The organism is Snodgrassella sp. ESL0323, assembly GCF_013346865.1.
In the GTDB taxonomy this organism is placed as follows: domain Bacteria; phylum Pseudomonadota; class Gammaproteobacteria; order Burkholderiales; family Neisseriaceae; genus Snodgrassella; species Snodgrassella alvi.
The window spans coordinates 30,715-50,565 of the sequence record NZ_JAAEDT010000008.1 but is presented as its reverse complement, the minus strand read 5'-3'; the positions used below and the strand labels follow the sequence as shown (position 1 = coordinate 50,565).

The 19,851-nt window shown below is 41.7% G+C and carries 18 protein-coding genes; 10 read left to right on the top strand and 8 right to left on the bottom strand.

Features of this window, described 5'->3' with window-relative positions; translation table 11 throughout:
* The first annotated feature begins 480 nt into the window (after positions 1 to 480).
* Positions 481 to 1,206 carry a 16S rRNA (uracil(1498)-N(3))-methyltransferase gene (locus tag GY065_RS01490; protein ID WP_174832837.1) on the top strand — a complete coding sequence of 242 codons (726 nt, stop codon included), beginning with the start codon at positions 481 to 483 and terminating at the stop codon, positions 1,204 to 1,206.
* Between the two features lie 65 nt (positions 1,207 to 1,271).
* On the opposite strand, the gene ppk2 is transcribed toward GY065_RS01490, so the two are convergent.
* Entirely contained in the window at positions 1,272 to 2,165 is an 894-nt protein-coding gene (gene ppk2, locus GY065_RS01485) for a polyphosphate kinase 2 (RefSeq protein WP_025329815.1), read from the bottom strand.
* A 198-nt stretch (positions 2,166 to 2,363) separates the two neighbouring features.
* Complete coding sequence (locus GY065_RS01480) at positions 2,364 to 3,497, bottom strand: MFS transporter (RefSeq protein WP_202984026.1); 1,134 nt, start codon at positions 3,495 to 3,497, stop codon at positions 2,364 to 2,366.
* Between the two features lie 391 nt (positions 3,498 to 3,888).
* On the opposite strand from GY065_RS01480, the gene GY065_RS01475 reads away from it, so the two are divergent.
* The 3 genes from GY065_RS01475 to GY065_RS01465 are packed head-to-tail and all read left to right on the top strand — an operon-like array spanning position 3,889 to position 7,329.
* Positions 3,889 to 5,304, top strand: coding sequence for an aspartate aminotransferase family protein (locus GY065_RS01475; RefSeq protein ID WP_174832828.1), 1,416 nt, complete (start codon positions 3,889 to 3,891; stop codon positions 5,302 to 5,304).
* A gap of 53 nt (positions 5,305 to 5,357) precedes the next feature.
* Positions 5,358 to 6,446: a GNAT family N-acetyltransferase gene (locus GY065_RS01470; protein ID WP_174832827.1), complete on the top strand. Its 1,089-nt coding sequence runs from the start codon at positions 5,358 to 5,360 to the stop codon at positions 6,444 to 6,446.
* Positions 6,439 to 7,329 (top strand): arginase family protein, encoded by an 891-nt coding sequence (locus tag GY065_RS01465; protein WP_174832825.1) that lies wholly within the window; start codon positions 6,439 to 6,441, stop codon positions 7,327 to 7,329. Before GY065_RS01470 ends, GY065_RS01465 begins: the two co-directional genes overlap by 8 nt.
* On the opposite strand, the gene GY065_RS01460 is transcribed toward GY065_RS01465, so the two are convergent.
* From GY065_RS01460 to GY065_RS01435, 6 genes are all read right to left on the bottom strand, one after another.
* Complete coding sequence (locus GY065_RS01460; protein ID WP_174832823.1) at positions 7,311 to 8,498, bottom strand: DegT/DnrJ/EryC1/StrS family aminotransferase; 1,188 nt, start codon at positions 8,496 to 8,498, stop codon at positions 7,311 to 7,313. The two genes, GY065_RS01465 and GY065_RS01460, sit on opposite strands and share 19 nt — an antisense overlap.
* 30 nt (positions 8,499 to 8,528) lie before the next feature.
* Positions 8,529 to 8,939: a multidrug efflux SMR transporter gene (locus GY065_RS01455; RefSeq protein ID WP_174832821.1), complete on the bottom strand. Its 411-nt coding sequence runs from the start codon at positions 8,937 to 8,939 to the stop codon at positions 8,529 to 8,531.
* A complete protein-coding gene (locus GY065_RS01450) occupies positions 8,939 to 9,295 on the bottom strand; it encodes an EamA family transporter (protein WP_174832820.1) in 357 nt (118 codons plus the stop codon). Before GY065_RS01450 ends, GY065_RS01455 begins: the two co-directional genes overlap by 1 nt.
* Before the next feature lie 34 nt (positions 9,296 to 9,329).
* A complete protein-coding gene (locus tag GY065_RS01445) occupies positions 9,330 to 10,151 on the bottom strand; it encodes a carboxylesterase (RefSeq protein ID WP_174832817.1) in 822 nt (273 codons plus the stop codon).
* Positions 10,152 to 10,175: 24 nt separating this feature from the next.
* Positions 10,176 to 10,922, bottom strand: a complete 747-nt coding sequence (locus GY065_RS01440; protein WP_037475182.1) for an MtnX-like HAD-IB family phosphatase — start codon at positions 10,920 to 10,922, stop codon at positions 10,176 to 10,178.
* Between the two features lie 827 nt (positions 10,923 to 11,749).
* Entirely contained in the window at positions 11,750 to 12,967 is a 1,218-nt protein-coding gene (locus GY065_RS01435) for a LysM peptidoglycan-binding domain-containing protein (RefSeq protein WP_174832815.1), read from the bottom strand.
* A 160-nt stretch (positions 12,968 to 13,127) separates the two neighbouring features.
* Here GY065_RS01435 and def point away from each other — a divergent pair, with 160 nt between their 5' ends.
* The 6 genes from def to GY065_RS01405 all read left to right on the top strand — a co-directional run bounded on the left by def (position 13,128) and on the right by GY065_RS01405 (position 19,828).
* Complete coding sequence (gene def, locus GY065_RS01430; protein WP_037475188.1) at positions 13,128 to 13,631, top strand: peptide deformylase; 504 nt, start codon at positions 13,128 to 13,130, stop codon at positions 13,629 to 13,631.
* Positions 13,632 to 13,708: 77 nt separating this feature from the next.
* Positions 13,709 to 14,650, top strand: coding sequence for a methionyl-tRNA formyltransferase (gene fmt / locus GY065_RS01425; protein ID WP_174832813.1), 942 nt, complete (start codon positions 13,709 to 13,711; stop codon positions 14,648 to 14,650).
* Entirely contained in the window at positions 14,647 to 15,900 is a 1,254-nt protein-coding gene (gene rsmB, locus GY065_RS01420; protein ID WP_174832811.1) for a 16S rRNA (cytosine(967)-C(5))-methyltransferase RsmB, read from the top strand. The genes fmt and rsmB overlap by 4 nt, the downstream gene beginning before the upstream one ends.
* Positions 15,866 to 16,462, top strand: a complete 597-nt coding sequence (locus tag GY065_RS01415) for a DUF4390 domain-containing protein (protein WP_037475193.1) — start codon at positions 15,866 to 15,868, stop codon at positions 16,460 to 16,462. Before rsmB ends, GY065_RS01415 begins: the two co-directional genes overlap by 35 nt.
* Before the next feature lie 5 nt (positions 16,463 to 16,467).
* Entirely contained in the window at positions 16,468 to 18,570 is a 2,103-nt protein-coding gene (locus GY065_RS01410) for an ATP-binding protein (RefSeq protein ID WP_037475195.1), read from the top strand.
* On the top strand, positions 18,557 to 19,828 hold the full coding sequence (locus GY065_RS01405; protein ID WP_037475198.1) for a sigma-54 dependent transcriptional regulator: 1,272 nt from the start codon (positions 18,557 to 18,559) through the stop codon (positions 19,826 to 19,828). The genes GY065_RS01410 and GY065_RS01405 overlap by 14 nt, the downstream gene beginning before the upstream one ends.
* Positions 19,829 to 19,851 lie beyond the last annotated feature (23 nt).

Below are 19,851 nucleotides of genomic sequence, written 5' to 3'. Positions count from 1 at the left end.
TTCGACTGCGTTCTACTTTAAACTGTGCGTTTGTTTCGTGTCGCGTCATCAGCGAAGAAGGCGAACTATACGCCTCCACAAAGCCCCTGTCAACTCCTGCCTGCATTTATTTTTGACTTCCTCCTCATTCAACTGTTTTTACTAAGTTTATTTTTGGTGCCTTTGACTCAGTTTGATTACTTTTCAAACTTTCATGACTTGCTTTGCCTGTGTGTTTATTAAACAAGCTGTGTATTCATATTCGTTAGTTCTAAAAATTAATACTCTTTAGATTGCGAAAAGGTATCATTGTTTATAATTTGTATTGCTGATATAAGAATTAATGTTTGTAGATTTATTTAAATGTATGGCTTATAGATGAGGTATTTTTATACTCGTTTTTGTATTTCTATAAACAATTAGAATAGTCATTTAATTTTTTAAATGTTAATCCGGCTATTTTTATTCTCTGGATTATTGATTGATTTTTTTACTACTATTATGCCCCGTTTTTATTTACCGCCCAGTGTTTTAGTTTCAGATGCATTCTCTTTACCTGATACGGCTGCTCGCCATGTACAGGTGTTACGCTACCAGCCAGGTGAGGTAATTGAGCTTTTTGATGGGCTTGGAAAGGTCTATCAGGCTGAAATTACGTCAATGGGTAAGAAAAATGTAGATGTACTGATTTGTGGAAGTACAGATATTAATTTAGAGTCACCATTAAATATTACGTTGATGCAATCCATATCAAGTAGTGATCGTATGGATTTAACTATTCAAAAAGCTGTGGAACTGGGTGTAACTATGATTCAGCCAGTACTAACGGAACGCAGTAGCCAGCGCTTAAGTGGCGAACGGGCAATGAAAAAACTTGAGCGCTGGCTGGATATCGCTATTGGTGCCTGTGAACAATGCGGCAGAACGGTAGTACCACGAATTCAACCGATAACGGGATTGTCAGATGCATTGTGTGCTCTGGGTGTGGATGATTTAAAACTGCTGATGAGTTTAAACCAGCCCCGAGCATTAAATCAGTTTACACAGCCACAGGCAGTAGTATTGCTGGTTGGTCCTGAAGGCGGATTAAGCCAGGCTGAAGAAGAGCTGGCAATTAATCATGGCTTTAATGCAATCAGCACAGGACCCAGAGTATTACGGACAGAAACAGCATCTTTGGCAGCTATTGCGGCAATGCAGTTGCTATGGGGAGACTTTCGCGGGTAAATTAGAAAAATCCGGAACTGATAATAAAACCAGCCAGTTTAGTCTGCTATCTGGCTGGTTCTGTATTAATATTCTTCTGGTATATAACGATAGGGATAATTAGGTTCCTGATAATCACCCTTATCCTGACGTTTTGGTAATTCGACCTTTTTCCGTGGTGTCTTTTTATACGGAATTTCACTCAATATATGTTTAATGATATTCAGACGCGCTTTCTTTTTATCATTAGAATCAACCACGTACCACGGTGCCCATGAGGTATCAGTTGCCATAATCATTTCATCACGAGCCCGGGAGTAGTCATACCAGCGACTGTAGGACTTGATATCCATAGGAGAAAGCTTCCAGATTTTACGCGGGTCGTTAATTCGCCCAAGCATACGTCTATGCTGTTCTTCCATACTCACTTCAAGCCAGTATTTAAGCAGGATGATACCGGAATTAACTATAGCTTTTTCCATAAATGGAATAACTTCGAGAAATTCTTTACTTTCTTCTTCGGTACAGAATCCCATCACGCGTTCTACACCAGCACGGTTATACCAGCTACGGTCGAAAATCACGACTTCTCCAGCCGCAGGTAAATGAGGAATATAGCGCTGCATGTACATTTGTGACTTTTGGCGTTCACTTGGTGCCGGCAAGGCAATAGTTTGAAAAATACGAGGGCTGACTCTCTCAGTGACAGCTTTAATTGCACCACCCTTACCCGCTCCGTCGCGACCTTCAAAAATAATACATACTTTTTGTCCGGAGGCTTTTACCCATTCTTGCAGGGCAACCATTTCACCCTGAAGTTTTTCCAGCTCTTTGTAGTATTTCTTTTGAGATAATTTTTTATGTTTGGTATTTTTATCTTGATTATGTTTGGTACTTTTATTCGGACAAGTGTTATTCTGGCTTTCTCCCTGCTCAGTATCAGGTATTTTGGTTTCAGATTGCTGCTGGTTTGCAGTCATAATACTTCCCCTATCTGTTGTTATTAATAATTAAAGTAAATTTAATATTAACAGATTATTAATGTTAACAGTTATTTGCAACATCAGTTACATGTTTTTACAATATTATTTACTGTTCTGTATACATGAATGAACTTAGTTATTGCAGATTTGCGGCAGGAGTGCGCTGTTCATCTTTTACTGTAAACCACCATACGATTAAACCGATGATAGCAAGAGCAACGCCAACCCATGCTGTACTTGTCCATCCCCAGCCGGCGCAATGGTTAAGCCGCCTAAATAGGGTCCTAAGGCATTGGCAGCATTAAAAGCACTATGGTTGAGTGCTGCAGCCAGTGTCTGAGCTTCTTTAGCTACATCCATCAAACGAATTTGTAATAATGTACCTACAGCACCGCTCATGCCGATTAGTACAACCTGAATACATATCCAGTAAGGATGATGCACTGCAAAAGGATATAAGGCCAGCATAGCAGCAGACCAGGCCAGTAAGCATGCTAATCCACCCATCACATGGCGACCGGCCAGGCGTGGCACGATAATATTACCAAGAGTCATGCCTACACCGTAAAGACACATCACTAGTGGTACGTTTTTAGGTGACATACTGGTAATATCTTCAAGTGTTGAAGCCATGTAAGCATATATGCCAAACATGCCGCCAAAACCAATGGCTCCTATAGCCAGTGTCAACCATATTTGCCGGTTGGTCAGTGCACTAAGTTCACGCAGCGCATTGCTACCGCCTCCCTGCATACAATTTGCCGGTAAAAAAAGAGCTACCAGTATCACTGTTAAAGCAGCGAGTATGGCAACGATAAGAAAAACAACCCGCCAGTCTACTGCTTGAGCCAGCCAGCTACTCAAAGGTACGCCGATGGTAGTAGCAATGGTTAAACCGATCATCATTAATCCTACAGCCTGAGTTCTCTTATCCGGAGGCACCATAGCTGCGGCAACCAGTGCACCAACACCAAAATAGGCACCATGCGGCAAACCACTTAAAAAGCGAAATAACATCATACTGCGGTAATCTGGAGCCAGCATCGTGCCGAGATGTGTCAGAGAGAAAAATGCCATAAGCACCAGTAACAGGCTGCGCCTGCTAAAGCGTGCACCAAATATGGCAATAACCGGAGCGCCTATGACAACACCCAGTGCGTAAATGCTGATTAGATGTCCTGCTACGGGTTCGCTTATATTTAAACCACTGGCGATATAGGGCAAAACACTCATGGTGGCAAATTCTGTAGTGCCGATTGCAAAACCGCCAACAGCAAGAGCAAATAAAAGCCAGCGGGGATGAGGAATGCGATTAGGTTCTGTGTTCATAGTTGTGTGATTAGGCTGGTCAATAGTAACCAGTAAAATTGTGTGTTTATTGTGATTTAAGTCTAACTGATTGAGAAATATTAGTAAAAATTGATTTTAGTTTTTTGCATAAGTGTATTGCGGATAATTAAATGCTGTTTAGTTTTGTGAATATAAAATTTTATTTGGTTAGGGTGTAATCTATATATTGTCAGTGAATTGCTAAGCCAATATGTTTTACATATTTTCTATTTTTAAATTAAGTGCAAAGATAATTGAATATTAAGCAGATAATGGTTTTATTAGATTATGAGGTTTGGTTTCTTACGGCTTTGATGCTTTAGCAGGATATAATAGTATTAATTATGTACTTTTTATTAAAATGTTTTATTTTAAATGAATGGAATAAATAATGAGTAAACCTAGTGCTCAAACACTTGTAAATCGTCCTGATGATGCACAGTTGCTGGCAGATGAAGCAAAGTTCTGCTCGTTTGGTGATACAGTACATTATGTGAATCCGCCGAAAATCTTTGATGGCTGCGAAGGCAGCTATATGTACGATAAAAATGGTACGCCTTATCTGGACTTACAGATGTGGTATTCGGCTTGTAATTTTGGCTATGCAAATGAACGGCTGAATGCTGTGCTGAAGCAGCAGGTTGATACATTACCACAATGCGCCAGTCAGTATCTGCATCCTACTAAAATTGAGCTGGCTAAAACTATTGCTCTGGATATGAAACGTAAATTTGGTCATGATGGTCGTGTGCATTTCAATGTCGGTGGTTCTCAGTGTATTGAAGATTCATTGAAAATTATCCGTAATGCATCTGAAGGGCGTTCATTAATGTTTGCCTTTGAAGGTGGCTACCATGGACGTACTTTAGGTGCATCTTCGATTACCTCCAGCTTCCGTTATCGCCGGCGTTATGGCCATTTTGGTGATCGCGCTATGTTTATTCCGTTTCCTTATCCGTTCCGCCGTCCTAAAGGAATGACGGCAGAAGAATATGGTGAACATTTGGTGGCAGATTTTGCCCGCCTGTTTGAAACAGAATACCATGGTGTGTGGGATCCGAAAGCGGGACAAGCTGAATATGCAGCCTTCTATGTGGAACCACTGCAAGGAACAGGCGGATATATTGTACCGCCACGCAACTACTTTAAAGGACTGAAAAAAGTTCTGGATCAATATGGTATTTTGCTAGTTGTTGATGAAATTCAGATGGGTTTTTATCGCACCGGTAAATTATGGTCAATTGAACACTTTGATGTAAAACCAGATATGCTGGTATTTGCTAAGGCACTGACGAATGGTATGAATCCGCTTGGTGGTCTGTGGGCGCGGGAAGAACTGATTAATCCTCAGGTATTTCCGGCTGGTTCTACTCATTCTACTTTTGCCTCAAATCCATTAGGAACAGCGGTAGGTCTGGAAGTATTTAAGATGATGGCCGAAACTGATTATGAAAAAATGGTTATGGAAAGCGGAGCGTATTTCCTTGAGGGCTTAAAAACACTGGAACAGCGCCATAAGGAAATAGGTGAAGTAGACGGTCTGGGGCTGGCTTTACGTGCCGAAATCTGCACAGAAGACGGATTTACTCCGAATAAAGCTCTGGTAGACAAAATGGTGGATATTGGTATGTCCGGCGATCTGGACTGGCAGGGTCAGAAAATGGGGCTGGTACTGGATATTGGCGGTTATTACAAAAATGTCATTACTTTTGCGCCTTCATTACATATTACTAAACAGGAAATTGATCAGGGTATTGAATTACTGGATCAATTGATTACACGTGCTAAAAAAGAGCTAACGGCTTAGGGCTGGTAATGGCAGCCGGCTGATATTCAGGCTGGCTGCCGTATTAGTAAATTATGAATTATCTGACTCAACTGGAACCGAATGAACTGGTCGACACTTTTCTGACCAGTCCGCCTCAGGATTTTACAGCATGGCAATTAACAAGCGGGGTACCGGCATTTGCTGCACGGTTTGATTTACTGACTACCGCAGAATCTGATTTTCAGCAAAAAATTCGCCATTGGCCGTTATTTAACTGGTGGCAGCAGTTTCTGAAACCTGAAACTTGTTTTATTGGTACTACTGTATCGGAATATGCGCTGTTTACTCAACAACAATCTGTGCAGCAATTAGCTACGGAAATTAAACAGCATTATGGCAAAAAATATCCGCTGCTGATTGTGAAAGATATTCCTCAGCAATCACCATTACTGAATCATCAGGCAAATGAATATGCTGCATCGCTGATACAGGTATTGCAACAAGAAGGATTTATTGCAGTAGAAGGTCAGGCATTAGCCTGGGTACCGATAGATTTTAATGATATTGATGAATATCTAGGCCGTCTGTCTTATCAGCGGCGTAAAAACTTCCGGCGCAAATTAAAAACGCAATCGCTGGTAGAAATCGGTTGTATACACAGTGGTGATGCCTATTTTCAGAATAAGGCCGTTTTAGATGAATACTATCAGTTATATTTGAATGTTTATAATCAAAGTGAAATCCATTTTGATTTATTAACCAAAGATTTTTTTGTGCGCCTGTTACAAGACAGCAGCAATCAGGCCAGGATTTTTACCTACCATTATCAGCAAGAACTAATTGGTTACAATATCTGTTTTGTTCTGAACGGTATGCTGGTAGATAAATATATCGGTTTTGTTTATCCTCAGGCACGGGAACTGAATCTGTATTATCTGAGCTGGTTTTACAATCTGAATTATGCCAAAAAGCATGGGCTTAAAGTTTATGTCGCCGGCTGGACGGATCCGCAAGTTAAAGCATCTTTAGGTGCACAATTTACTTTTACCAAACATATGGTTTATGTCCGCAATCCTGTTTTAAGAAAGCTACTGGCAAAAATCAGTACTCGTTTCGAACAGGATAAAATCTGGCAGGAAAATAGCAATCAGCTTACTCAGGATAGTAAAAAACATGAATAAAACGGTAATTCTGGATTTTGACCACAGTACAGGATCTATACCAGATGCAGTAAGAATTGAACTTGGTCAATGGCAGGAAGTTATTCGTTTTGGTTGCTCTCAGACCAGTTTTAAGAAATTACAGGCTGAACTAAATCAGCAATTACCCGAACATTATGGTACGGTATTAACCGGCAGTGGCGACTATCATCATATTTCACTATTGTTGATTAACCGTTTACAGCAATTTTTCAGCGCCTCCAATCCGATACAAGTCATTATTTTTGATAATCATCCGGATAATATGCGTTATCTGTTCGGAATTCACTGTGGTTCGTGGGTCAGTTACGTGGCGCAATTGCCTTTTGTCAGCCATGTACATGTATTAGGTATTACTTCAAATGATATAGGGGTGGCACACAGCTGGGAAAACCGGCTGGCGCCATTATTTCAGGGTAAATTAACCTACTGGTGTATGGATGTGCGGGTTGGCTGGGCAAGAACAATTGGTCTGAAACAGGCTTTTCGGGCATTCTCCTCACCAGAAGAACTGGTAAGCGCTTTTATCCAGACACAGCAAAAAACTAATGAACCTGTATATATTTCGATAGACAAAGATGTTCTGGGTAAGGACGTAGTACAAACCAACTGGGATCAGGGGCGCATGCAACTGGAACATTTATTAACTGTGATTAACGCTATGAATCAGCGGATTATCGGCAGCGATATTACTGGTGAAGTATCTCAGTGGGAATATACCAGCCTGCTAAAACGCTTACTAAGTGCAATGGACAAACAGAAACCCATTCCAGCTACTACACTGACTGCATGGCAAGAAAAACATCATGCTGTTAATCAGCAATTGCTTGCCGCTCTGGCTCAGAATCAGCGCACAGCATCCTGAATAACTTTACATATCCGGGAAAATTGAGCATCAGTAAGCCACAGGCTGTTGGTAATAGTTAACATACGTGCAGCAAAATCTTCAGCATTCGGCATGGATGAAGCTGGTACAATCGGCTGCAAATAATCGTATTGAGACAGTGGGTGAATAAATAACCGCGTTACCCCCAGCGGACTAGTCCATAGCTGTTTTAATACAGCATCGCGATGTTGGTATGCAGGCAATAACACCATTAGAAAAGGCCATACACCCCGACCATGCTGATCGATGATCACCTCTATTCCGGAAATACTCTGCAATTGTTCAATACGCTGGTAGGCCTGCTTTTGCAACATATCTAGAAATGCCGGTAAACGCAGGAAAGCATTAGCAGCTACATGCTGACGCCAGCGACTAACCCGATGCATTGGAATATCAAAATCAAAATCATCTCCAACGGCTGCAATCCATTGCTGCCGGCGCAATGCCTTTCTCCTGCCTTGCCCATAAACAAAATGTAAACCGGCAGGATTATACAAAGCAGTGTATCCAAATAATTCCAGGGTTCTCAGCAATTCCCATTTGCACCGGCGTGGCAATAATTTCTTGGACATAGCTTGTAAATTACTGCGTAATTGCATATCACTGGCGGTTAACAAACCGCCTTCATACATAGTTAGCCCTTTACCGGCCGCCAGACTGAACAGCACAATATCGCCTTGCTGCCCTACTTCTGCACCCAATGCCTGCGCTGCATCCTCTATCACACTAATCTGATAGGACTGAGCCAGTTGTTTAACAGTACTGACATCTGTCACCCGGCCACCCAAGTGTGTAGGTATCACTGCCAATACCTGTTCATTTAACAGAGTACTTAACTGAGCGATATCCATATCGATACTACTGGGTTTTAAATCACATAACTGTAACTGTAAACCACAATGATGAACGGCCAGCGCAACCAGCGGGCAGGTATATGCCGGTACAATTACGGTTTTACGCTGTGGCTGTTGCTGTGCCAGTGTTGTTAACGCAATAATCAGTGCTGCAGTACCTGAACAGGTAAGCTGTAAGGGCGGCAGATGCAATTGTTCGCTGACTCTGCTCGTAAGTGACTGACCAGCCGGCCACCAGTCAGACCACTTTAGTGGTAATCCGGCAGTAGGCGGGTTCTCATAGTAGTATGACATATATAATACTAATCTTCTGAACCGAAAAGGTTAACACGGCTCATCATCTTTAGTATGCTCCTCCGTTTCCATGATCTCTTTTTCAGCCAGTGCTAAAAAGATAATACCAGCCACAATAAATATCGCGCCGAGGATACGAATATTTGTAATGTGCTCATGAAACAGAAAAGTTGAAACCAGCATTACCGTAACTACTTCCAGATGCGATGCAGCAAATGCCGGACCAACCGGTGCTTTTTTCAACAGCATCATCCAAGTAAAAAAAGCGCCAATATAACCGGCAATAGCAATATATACCCACGGCTGAGTAAATACACGGGAAATCCAGTCCCAATCCGCAGCAAGTGGCTGCGCATGAATAGCAGTTAATTTAAAACTGCTCTGCCCCAATGTATCAAACAATAATAAGAGCGCAAAACCAACTATATAAAATTTCCGCATTAGGACGCTCCTACCAGTACTACTCCGATGGTAATACAAAACATACCGGCTAACCGGAAACGGGTAAGCTTTTCCTGAAACAAAACCCGTCCTACCAGCATCAGGACGATAATGTTAATTGAGCCAAGCAAAATACCCTGTGACAATGGTACCTGACTTAAAAATGCCAGCCAAAGCAAAAATTCAGCGACATAGGAGCCAATTCCAATCCACAACCAGTAATTACTGAACAGATCAACCCAGTAATACCAGCCATTGCGGTTATCTGGCGCAATGGCTGCATATTTAAATGCTATTTGCCCGAGCGTATCAAAACAGATATTGGCAAACCATAAAATGAATACAAGCATCGTCATATAATATTTCCTTTACTACGAGATAGATATTCACTTACGCTGTTTGCGCTATATGCTCGAAAAAGGCAACTGATTCATTGATTACTTCGCGCCGCTGGCGATCAATGGTAATCAGGTGATAGCTGTCATCCAGAACGATAAATTTTGTTACTCCGTTGACATACTTTTCTACCAGACGCGCATTAGTTTTGATATTGGCAATATCATCATGACCGGAATGCATAATCAGACAGGGAGCTGTAACCTGTGGCAATTGTCGCCGCACTATTTTGGCCAGTGCCTGCATTTCTGCCAATGCTGGAAACGGATTACCGGCCAGGCCGGCACTGGCACTATCGCCACTGAACATGCTGGCAGCAACAGTTGCACGAATACGTTCATCTTTCAGCCCGTACGGCGGTTTCTCAATAAATGAGGTTTTCTGAAATAAATGAAATTTTTTAAAAAACGGTAATAGCACAAAAGATTGTTTTGCCCAGAATGGAATAGACCAGCCATCATAACTGAATGTTACGCCATAGATACCTACACCCCGTACCAGCTCGGGCTGATCGGCCGCCAGTTTCAATGCCAGCAGTGCACCCATTGATAATCCTGCTACAAACAGACAATCAACTTTTTGCTTTAGAAATTGTGCAGCCTCCTGCACACTGGCATACCAGTCACGCCAGGTAGTCTGACATAAATCAGCTTCATCACCGCAATGACCAGCCAACTGCATGGCATAGACAGTAAAACCTGCCTGATGCAGCCCTTTGGCCAGAATACGCATTTCATTGGGGGTACCGGTAAGACCATGTATCAGCAAAACACCATTGCGATTGCCTGGTAAAAAATAAGAAGAATCTTGAATCATAATTATAAATCGGGTATTAATGCCCTAGACCGGAGTCAGGCAGCTATTCTCAGCCGGAGCTTTAAGCAACTCAGGCAAAATGTCAGTAACATCGCCAAAATTCTTGATCGGATAATACGCAATCCGTTGTTGCTGACAAAAATCAATTAATTTATCTTTGGCAAATACCATATCTACTTTATCTGCCACACAAAAATCCGATGTACCATCACCAACATAGAAAATCTTTTGAAAACCGGTCAGTTTCCGGCGGTGCTGACATTTACAATTACCACTGGCTTTAAGGCAATGATCATTGGCATAAGGAAAATCCAGTTTCCAGCTACGCTGTTGATTATGCAATAAGCGATTGGCAAAAATCGGTAAGAAATCCAGATTATACCGCTTAAGGATGGACTGGATTGCATAATCCAGTCCGTCACTGACAATATGCACGTTTAAATTTCTGCTTTGTGCAAAACCGATAAATTCACTGAAAGCAGGATCAATTCTAATCTGTGCCAGCACACGGTCTAATTCTGGCTGACTCGCCTGCATATTAGCAATCTGCTGACGCATGCATTCCTGCGAACCAATGATACCTTCCTGCCATTGCCGCTCCAATAAGGCACATTTCGCATTACCAAAATGATTCAGTAATGTATCCGTAACATCTTTTTCACTGATAGTTCCGTCAAAATCACATAACACTGTATACTGATTTAAATTGTTAGCATAAAAAAGTGGTTGATGATATTTCCGGTAATCAGCAATGGGGAAGAAACAACTCATAGTGTTCCATATAAAAAATTATAAAAAACAATCTAGTATTGTAACAAGGAAAATGAAAGATTATTCAAAACGATTGAAATATCATAAGTTCGGTAAACCTCAACCATACGATTTTTCATACAGGCAAAGTCCTGCCTGCATGAAAATTAAGTTTAAATTTATAATTTACCGATTGGAGAGTATGGTATTATCAATATATATTGATTAATATCCATTCACTTTGGGCTGTAAATTTCAGACTAATATATCTAAGATAAACAATAAGTACACACTATCAAATTTATCGGCATATCCGTTTGAAACTTAAATTGCTTGTTTGCTACCTATATTACAAATTCTATTTATACCAAATACTGTATTTTATACAGATAGCTGATCTGAATAAAAAATTTAGCTAAATAAAGTATATATTCTAATGCATTTCGGTCAGAAATTAAACTAATTAGAATAATAGTTTCTGTAAAGCGCTATAGATGTATAAAATAGTGTTTACTGTAATCTTTACAGTAATTAAAAAATAGTCCGATTGTTAATTAAACTTAATTTTATATCCTAATCAAATTATAGCATCTTCAAATTTATTCCCAATAGTTTTTAATTTTTAAATAAATTTTATTTTAATAACCATATGATATAAATATTATTTTTTAAATAACATATCAATATATTTTCATAATAACAATCAGCAATAATCTCATTATCTCTTTTCTTTCAAATTGAGTCTTTTATAGCAAAATAGCCATAAATAAAAAAGTGCGAATTAATTCGCACTTTTTTATCAAAAAAATATAACCACTTAATTATAAATTTACTGTAAGATAAATTTATCAGTAATTAGTCTGAATCGCATTAGAATCTTGTTTTGGATCCTGAGTAACATCATCCAGATCATGGCCGGGATTCATCACCATATCACCAATTTTTAATGCTGTTGATGCATTCATAATAATAGCCGAAGATAAATTATCACTTACACGATAAATCAGCGCCAACCCAACTTCTTCAGCAGGAATACTCAAATACTTCCCTCTGTTGCGGGAATTCTTGGGATCTGTTGTTAATATAGAATTGAAATGACGACTTTTCTTATATAAGCTGACAACCGTTCCTTTATCCACACCATCCTTACTGCCTACATTAAGTGTAATTGTCTGATAGGGCCCTGCTTCTCCGACGCCATCCATAATATATACAATTTTACCTTTGATCTCAGTAGCCGGAGCATGTGGCATCATCTGAAACGGATCATGTTCATCAGTAATTTTTAATAAATAATCACCCTCATTAATTTCTGATGTCGTATTGGTGATATACATCGGCTGTGCAGTCCTTGTCGGAACTTTAAACACTAAATTTTTACGTGAATAATACTCATCCTCAGGTAAATTGGCAGCTTCATTTGAACTACGCTCAGCTAGTGCACTATTGCGTCCGGCAAGCGTTGCAGCTTCGCCACTAAAGCGTACCAGCTGACCCAGATATTTATGTGTATCAGGATCTTTAATATTCTGTTCTATGCGGTAAATCAGATAACGGCCCGGTTCAAGTGTTTGATCTGCATACACACGATCGCCTGTACTGAACATAACCCGATTTTCATTTCCGGCAATCAGACGAGGTGCTTTAGCGGTCTGCTCTTTGTCAATTACCTGCGGATGTTGTGTAAAGATGCGGTAAAAATCAATATTTAAAGTACTGATACCATAACCAGAAGATAAATCACGTACTTGCGGACGTACTTTAATAGTCGGGATACCACTGTTTTGGTCAAAGCCCAGACGTGGCTGTCCGTTAACATAACGCAGAGTTAAAACCTGGCCCGGGTAGATTTTTTGCGGATTTTGAATCTGAGCCCGGTTAGAGCCCCAAAGTTGAGGCCATTGCCAGGGACTGTAAAGATACTTACCGGATATGCTCCACAGAGTATCACCACTTTTCACTACATATTGTGCTGGTGCATCCGGACGTAATTTTACTTTAGCCATTACTGGTGCAGATATTGCCATACCTAGCGTACACAGCAGAGTTATAATGTGTTTATGCATGTAAAGTATCCTTAGGGAGATTGCTATTTTAAATGATTGTTATATGACATGGTATGGATATTAATAACAGTTTACCTGAATCCATATCAACAATCTTTAAAAAATCCATATTGCCATCATGTAATCAGGTCAGATAGTTGAACAAGGAATTAAACACACAATGGCCCTCTTAAACATTTTACAATATCCTGATGAGCGTTTACATACTGTTGCACAGTCTGTTGCCGAATTTGACGATAGAATTCGTACATTGGTACAGGATATGGCTGAAACCATGTACCAGGCACGAGGTATCGGACTGGCAGCAACTCAGGTTAATGTTCATGAACGCGTAGTAGTAATGGATCTCTCCGAAGAACGTAATCAGCTGCGTGTATTTATTAATCCGGTCATTACTGCCAGAGAAGGTGATACCGAGTACGAAGAAGGCTGTTTATCCGTTCCCGGTATTTATGAGATGGTACACCGCTCTGAACGTATTACCGTTGAAGCTTATGACGAACATGGTGAAAAATTCACACTGGAAGCAGACGGCTTACTGGCCATCTGTGTTCAGCATGAGCTCGATCACCTTGCCGGCAAGGTATTTGTCGAATACCTGTCGCCACTGAAACAGAACCGTATCAAAACCAAACTGAAAAAACGCGCACGCGAAAAAATGTAACGAAATTTATTATCAGACTTTTTATTTATATAGCTATTTGAAAACAATAGCTATTATGCCTGTTGTGGATCTATTACATGAAGCCTTCTGTTATTTTCGCCGGAACCCCTGATTTTGCTGCCGCTGCACTCAATGCTATTGTTACAGCCGGTTTTAACGTGCCTCTGGTACTAACCCAGCCAGACCGCCCTAGCGGGCGCGGGTTAAAGTTAAAACCCAGTGCAGTTAAAAAAGTAGCACTGACACACGGTCTCACCGTAATGCAGCCAACCACATTAAAAACGGCCGAAATTCAGGCAATATTGGAAAATCAGCAGGCTGATGTCATGGTTGTAGCTGCTTACGGGCTACTGCTGCCACAGGCTGTGCTTAACATTCCCAGATATGGCTGTCTCAATATTCATGCATCTCTATTGCCACGCTGGCGTGGTGCCGCGCCGATTCAGCGTGCAATTGAAGCCGGCGATCAGGAAACCGGGGTGTGTATCATGCAAATGGATGCCGGTCTGGATACCGGTTCAGTAATCAGTCGTCATAAATATACTATTAAAACAGACGATACAGCTAGTGAAGTACATGATGCATTAATGCAGCTGGGTGCAGATGCAATTGTTGCTGATTTACAACAAATAGACCAGCTACAGCCAATTCCACAAAGTGAAATAGGCGTTACTTATGCTCATAAATTAAGCAAAGCTGAAGCGCAAATTGACTGGACCCAGCCTGCTGCAGAAATTGTACGAAAAATTCGTGCTTTTAATCCGGTACCCGGAGCATGGACTGTCTGGCAGGATAAACCGCTTAAAATCCGGCGTGCTAAGGTAATTTCATACACAGGCATACCGGGAATGGTTTTACACAGTAATGAACATGAGCTGATTGTAGCCTGTGGCAAAGACTCCATCAGTATTGAAGAAATTCAGAAAGCGGGTAGCAAAGCTATGTCTGTAACCGCATTCCAAGCCGGTAATATCTTGCAACAGGGTACATTACTCGCTTCAGCGGAGACTGATGCATGAGTATGGCTCGCGCCCAGCAATTAGCAGCAAATATCATCGGCGAAGTCCTAAACGGATGTAATCTCAATGAAATTTTGATTACGGTAATACAGCAACATCCTGAACTATCAGCCTCTGACAGAGCTGCATTGCAAGATCTTACTCATGGTAGCCTGCGTTATTTAGGTCTGTTGCAACAACTTGTACAGCAAATGACCACAGCTTCACCACCAGCAGATATTCGCCATCTTCTTATCATTTCTTTATACCAATTACATTTTACTCGCAATGCACATCATGCCGTCGTGAATGAAGCTGTAAATCATGCACGCCGATTGCACGGTGGTCGTTACCAGAAACTGGTTAATGCTCTGTTACGGCGCTTTTTACGCGAGCATGAGGACTTATTAGCAAATGCACTTAAACAGGATACAGCCCGTTTCAATCTACCAGCATGGTGGTTAAACTATCTTAAAAAACATTATCCTCAGCATTGGCATAATATGGTTACAGCAATGGCTCAGCATCCACCTATGACATTGCGAGTCAATCGTCGCTATACTGATGCTGAGCAATATCAAACCAAACTGGCCGCAGCCGGTATATCAGCCAGAATTCTTGATACACACAGCATTATGCTGCAACAGGCAGTAGCCGTATCAAAGCTGCCGGATTTTGCTGCAGGACATGTGTCTGTACAGGATTTTGGTGCTCAGCAAGCCATTTCTTTACTGAATCCGCAATCCGGTGAGCGTATTCTAGATGCTTGTGCGGCACCGGGCGGTAAAACCGGACATATACTTGAATGGGCAGACTGTGATGTAACGGCATTAGATATTGATTCGCAGCGTCTTAAGCGTGTACAGGATAATCTGCAACGCCTGCAGCAGCAGGCGCATTTGCATTGTGCCGACGCAAAAGATCTGCACTCATGGTATGATGGCAATACTTTTGATGCCATTCTTGCTGATGTTCCCTGTACGGCTTCAGGTGTAGTAAAACGTCACCCAGATATCAAATGGTTGCGTCAGCCACAGGACGGACAGAAAACGGCATTACAACAGGAAATTTTACTGGATAATCTGTGGCTGACATTAAAATCAGGCGGGCGCCTGCTTCTGGCCACCTGTTCAATTTTTATGGAAGAAAACCAGCAACAGTTAACTCGTTTTTTAAACCGACATGCGGATGCCCGCGAGCATCAATCCCGTATTTTGTTACCGAATAGCAGACAAGATGGCTTTTTTTACGCGCTTATCGATAAAATCTAGTCTACTTTTTGCCTGTCTCCTTTGCCTGAGCATCGCTGTAGCATTGGCAGAAGGCATCAGTACCATACGTGCTCAGGCTAGTATTGCCAGTAATGGTCAGCTTTCTATCAATACACGTTTTAATACACAGCTACCAGATCAGCTCAAGCAGGCTCTGACTCAGGGTGTGCCATTAAATTTCAATCTGAATTACCAGTTAACAGCCCCGACACTTGCTTCTTACCGTAATCGGATTAATAACCTGATTGGCGGTGATAGTCTTATCCAGTATAAGCTGGCCTATCATCCGCTTACTAACCGCTACCGTGTCAGCATGGGTTCCACTTTCTCTACAGAATACAATAGTCTTGACACTGCACTGAGAGCCATTGGCGCTGCAGCCAACTGGCGTGTACTGAACACCGGCACACTCAGTGGCGTCTCAGCAGGAGAGGTTCGTGCTGATGTTCGCCTGAGTCTGAGCATCAGTCAGCTACCTAAGCCATTCCAGATCAATGCACTCACATCTCATAGCTGGCAACTGGATTCCGGCTGGCATCGTCTCACAATTAACGCGGACTGAATACAATGAGACGGCTGATTCTGGTCATGGCAGTACTCTGTGTAGTCACCTTGTATGTTTTGGCGGTTGCCACCGGCAATGCTGGTGTTTTATCACAATATTTCTGGTTCGCTTTTGGCTTTGCCTCACTACTGGTACTGGCACTGACACTGATGGCCGGTTCTTACTGGTGGAAATTGCTGCAAAGCCGGCACAGGCAGGAGTTCGGTTCCAAAATTGCATTGCGTCTGGCTTCCATGTTCACCCTGGTAGCTGTATTACCTGGTTTATTTCTGTTCGGAGTATCTGCACAGTTTATTTCACACAGCATTCATTCCTGGTTTGGTAATGATACTGAAGAAGCACTAAACCGCAGTATCAGCCTGAGTAAATCAGCTCTGGATTATGAGCTGGACAACACTGTTCGCCGGGCGGCCAATATTCAGATCGCCCTGATTGCTGCCAGTGGTCTGGAACAGCCTCTGTTACCTGTTCTTGAACAAACTGGCAAAAGCAAACAGTTCAGTCAGTTAAATATCCATAATTTAAACAATAACCAGCTTGTAGCTGAATACAATCCTCATCATCTGTCTGCACCTGATCTGAATCAAAATCTGCTTCAGCGCTTACATACCTCAGGTTCTGTACGTGAGATTGAAAGTATTAATAATATTCTGTATGCACAGGGCTGGCTAATTTTACCCGGACATAACAGCGATAACGTTCTGTTTTTCCGCCAGCCAATTCCCGCCAAAGTAGCACAAGATGCAACCCTAATTGAAGCAGCACGAGCAAAATATGGTGAACTTAGCTTCACAAAAGAAAGTTTGCAGACTTTTTTTCTGGCCACTCTGCTAATGGCTACTTTGCTGGCGATTATTCTGGCGCTGCTGGTGGCATTGTATTTTGCCCGCCAGTTTGTTGCACCGATTCTGTCACTGGCAGATGGCGCCCGGGCTGTTGCAAAAGGTGATCTGGACGTACAACAAACTATCTATCGTAACGATGAACTGGGAAAATTAACTGACCTGTTTAACCATATGACTATTCAGCTGCGCCATTCACGTGAGCAACAGGAAGCGGCCAGACATTATCTGGAACATATTCTTAATAGCCTGACTACTGGTGTAGTTACTCTGAATCCAGAAAGATGTGTGATTACTTTCAATCATATGGCAGAAAACATCCTCGGCCAGAATCTGTCTCCGGCACTCGGGCAGAATATTAGCCAACTTACAGAACAAAATCTGCAAACTGCAATGCTGGCAGATGTATTTCAGCAAATACTGGCTACAGAATATCAGAATAAACCAGCACAAATTACCTATAATCATAAGGATGAAACCTTAATATTACTCGGGAAAGCCACACCTCTGCCTAAAGACAGTGGAGGTGGTACTGTACTGGTGTTTGATGATGTTACGGCTCTGGTCAGTGCACAGAAAGAAGCTGCCTGGGGTGAGGTTGCTCAGCGACTAGCACACGAAATCCGTAATCCGCTTACACCAATTCAATTATCGGCAGAAAGACTGGCATGGAAACTTCAGGATAAATTAAATGAAGCAGATGCACAGATCCTAAGCCGTGCCACTAATACCATTATCCGGCAGGTAGCAGCAATGAAAGATATGGTTGAGGCATTTCGTAACTATGCCCGGGCACCAGCATTAAAATTCACAAATCTTGATTTAAATGAATTAATACGCGAAGTTTTGGTACTTTATGAAGGTAGTAATTGTACATTTACGGTTAATTTGAGTAAGATAGTAATGAATGTTAACGCTGACAGCGGAGCATTACGTCAGGTTATTCATAATCTGCTTAAAAATGCAGTAGAAGCAGCTGCAGCATCTGCCTCACCTGAAGTAAGCATACTGACCGAGTTAAATGGCGAACATATTCTTTTCTACGTAAGTAATAACGGTAAAACATTTAGTCAGGAGATGTTACTACATGCATTTGATCCATATGTAACAGATAAACCCGGTGGGACCGGACTGGGATTGCCAGTAGTAAAAAAAATTATTGAAGAACACGGTGGGCGGATCCAAATCAGTAATCAGAAAAACGGACTGGCTTGTGTCAAAATAACCTTACCATTACAGGTGAATAGAAATGCGAAGCAGTGATATTTTAATTGTTGACGATGAAGTAGGTATCCGTGATTTATTATCGGAAATCCTGCAAGATGAAGGTTATACCGTCACCACAGCCGAAAATGCCGATACTGCCCGCCAACTACGCCAGCAAACCCGTCCTGCTATGGTATTGCTGGACATCTGGATGCCAGACTGCGATGGAATTACCCTATTGAAAGAGTGGGCAAAATCCGGGCAATTAACTATGCCGGTAGTGATGATGAGCGGTCATGCCAGCATTGATACTGCTATAGAAGCTACGAAAATTGGCGCACTGGATTTTCTGGAAAAACCCATTTCTTTGCAAAAACTGCTGAGTACTGTAGACCGTGCTTTAAAATACGGGCAGATGCAGGCAGCTTCTAACCTGACACTGGATAAACTCGGTCACAGCCCTGCAATTAAAGAGCTGAATCAGCAACTAGAACGCATCGCAAAATTCAGTACCCCGGTATTACTGACCGGTGAGCTGGGCTCCCCTTTTGAGCTGGTCGCACGTTCCTTTCATAAAAATGCAACGCCTTGGGTAGAACCATCCAAAGTAGAACAAATTGTTGACGCTCCAATAGAATTATTGCAAAAAGCTACCGGTGGTATACTCTATCTGGGTGATATAGCTCAATACGGTAAAAGTACTCAGCAAAGCATTAGTTTTATCCTGACCAAAGCAGATCGCTACAATGCACGTATTATCTGTGTTTGCAGCAGGTCAATCAAAGAAATGATTACTGATCCGCTACAGGATACCAAACTACTTAATACCCTCTCATCATTAATTGTTGCTATTCCTCCATTACGTTTGCAACTGGATGACATGGTATTTCTGGTAGAACAAATCACCACTGAGCTGGCAGAAAGCCAGAAAATTCCACCCGTAAAATTCACAACCGCAGCTTTGAATGAAATGCGTCAGTATAATTGGCCGGGTAATCTGGAACAACTGCGTGGTGTCGTTAAAAGCCTGATGCTCACTGCAGAAAATAATGAAATTGATGTGAATGCCGTCAGTACTATTCTGAATCAGTTCAAACATAATCAGCCTCATGAAATCATGAATGGCTTTAATTTTGATCTGCCTTTGCGCGAACTCCGTGAAGACCTGGAGCGGCGCTATTTCGAATACCATATTGCTCAGGAAGGCCATAATATGAGCAAAGTAGCTCAGAAAGTAGGTCTGGAGCGAACTCATCTTTATCGTAAACTCAAACAGCTTGGTATTCAGTTTTCTCGCCGTCAGGCAGAAAAATAAATCTAAAATCTGTTTAGAATCTA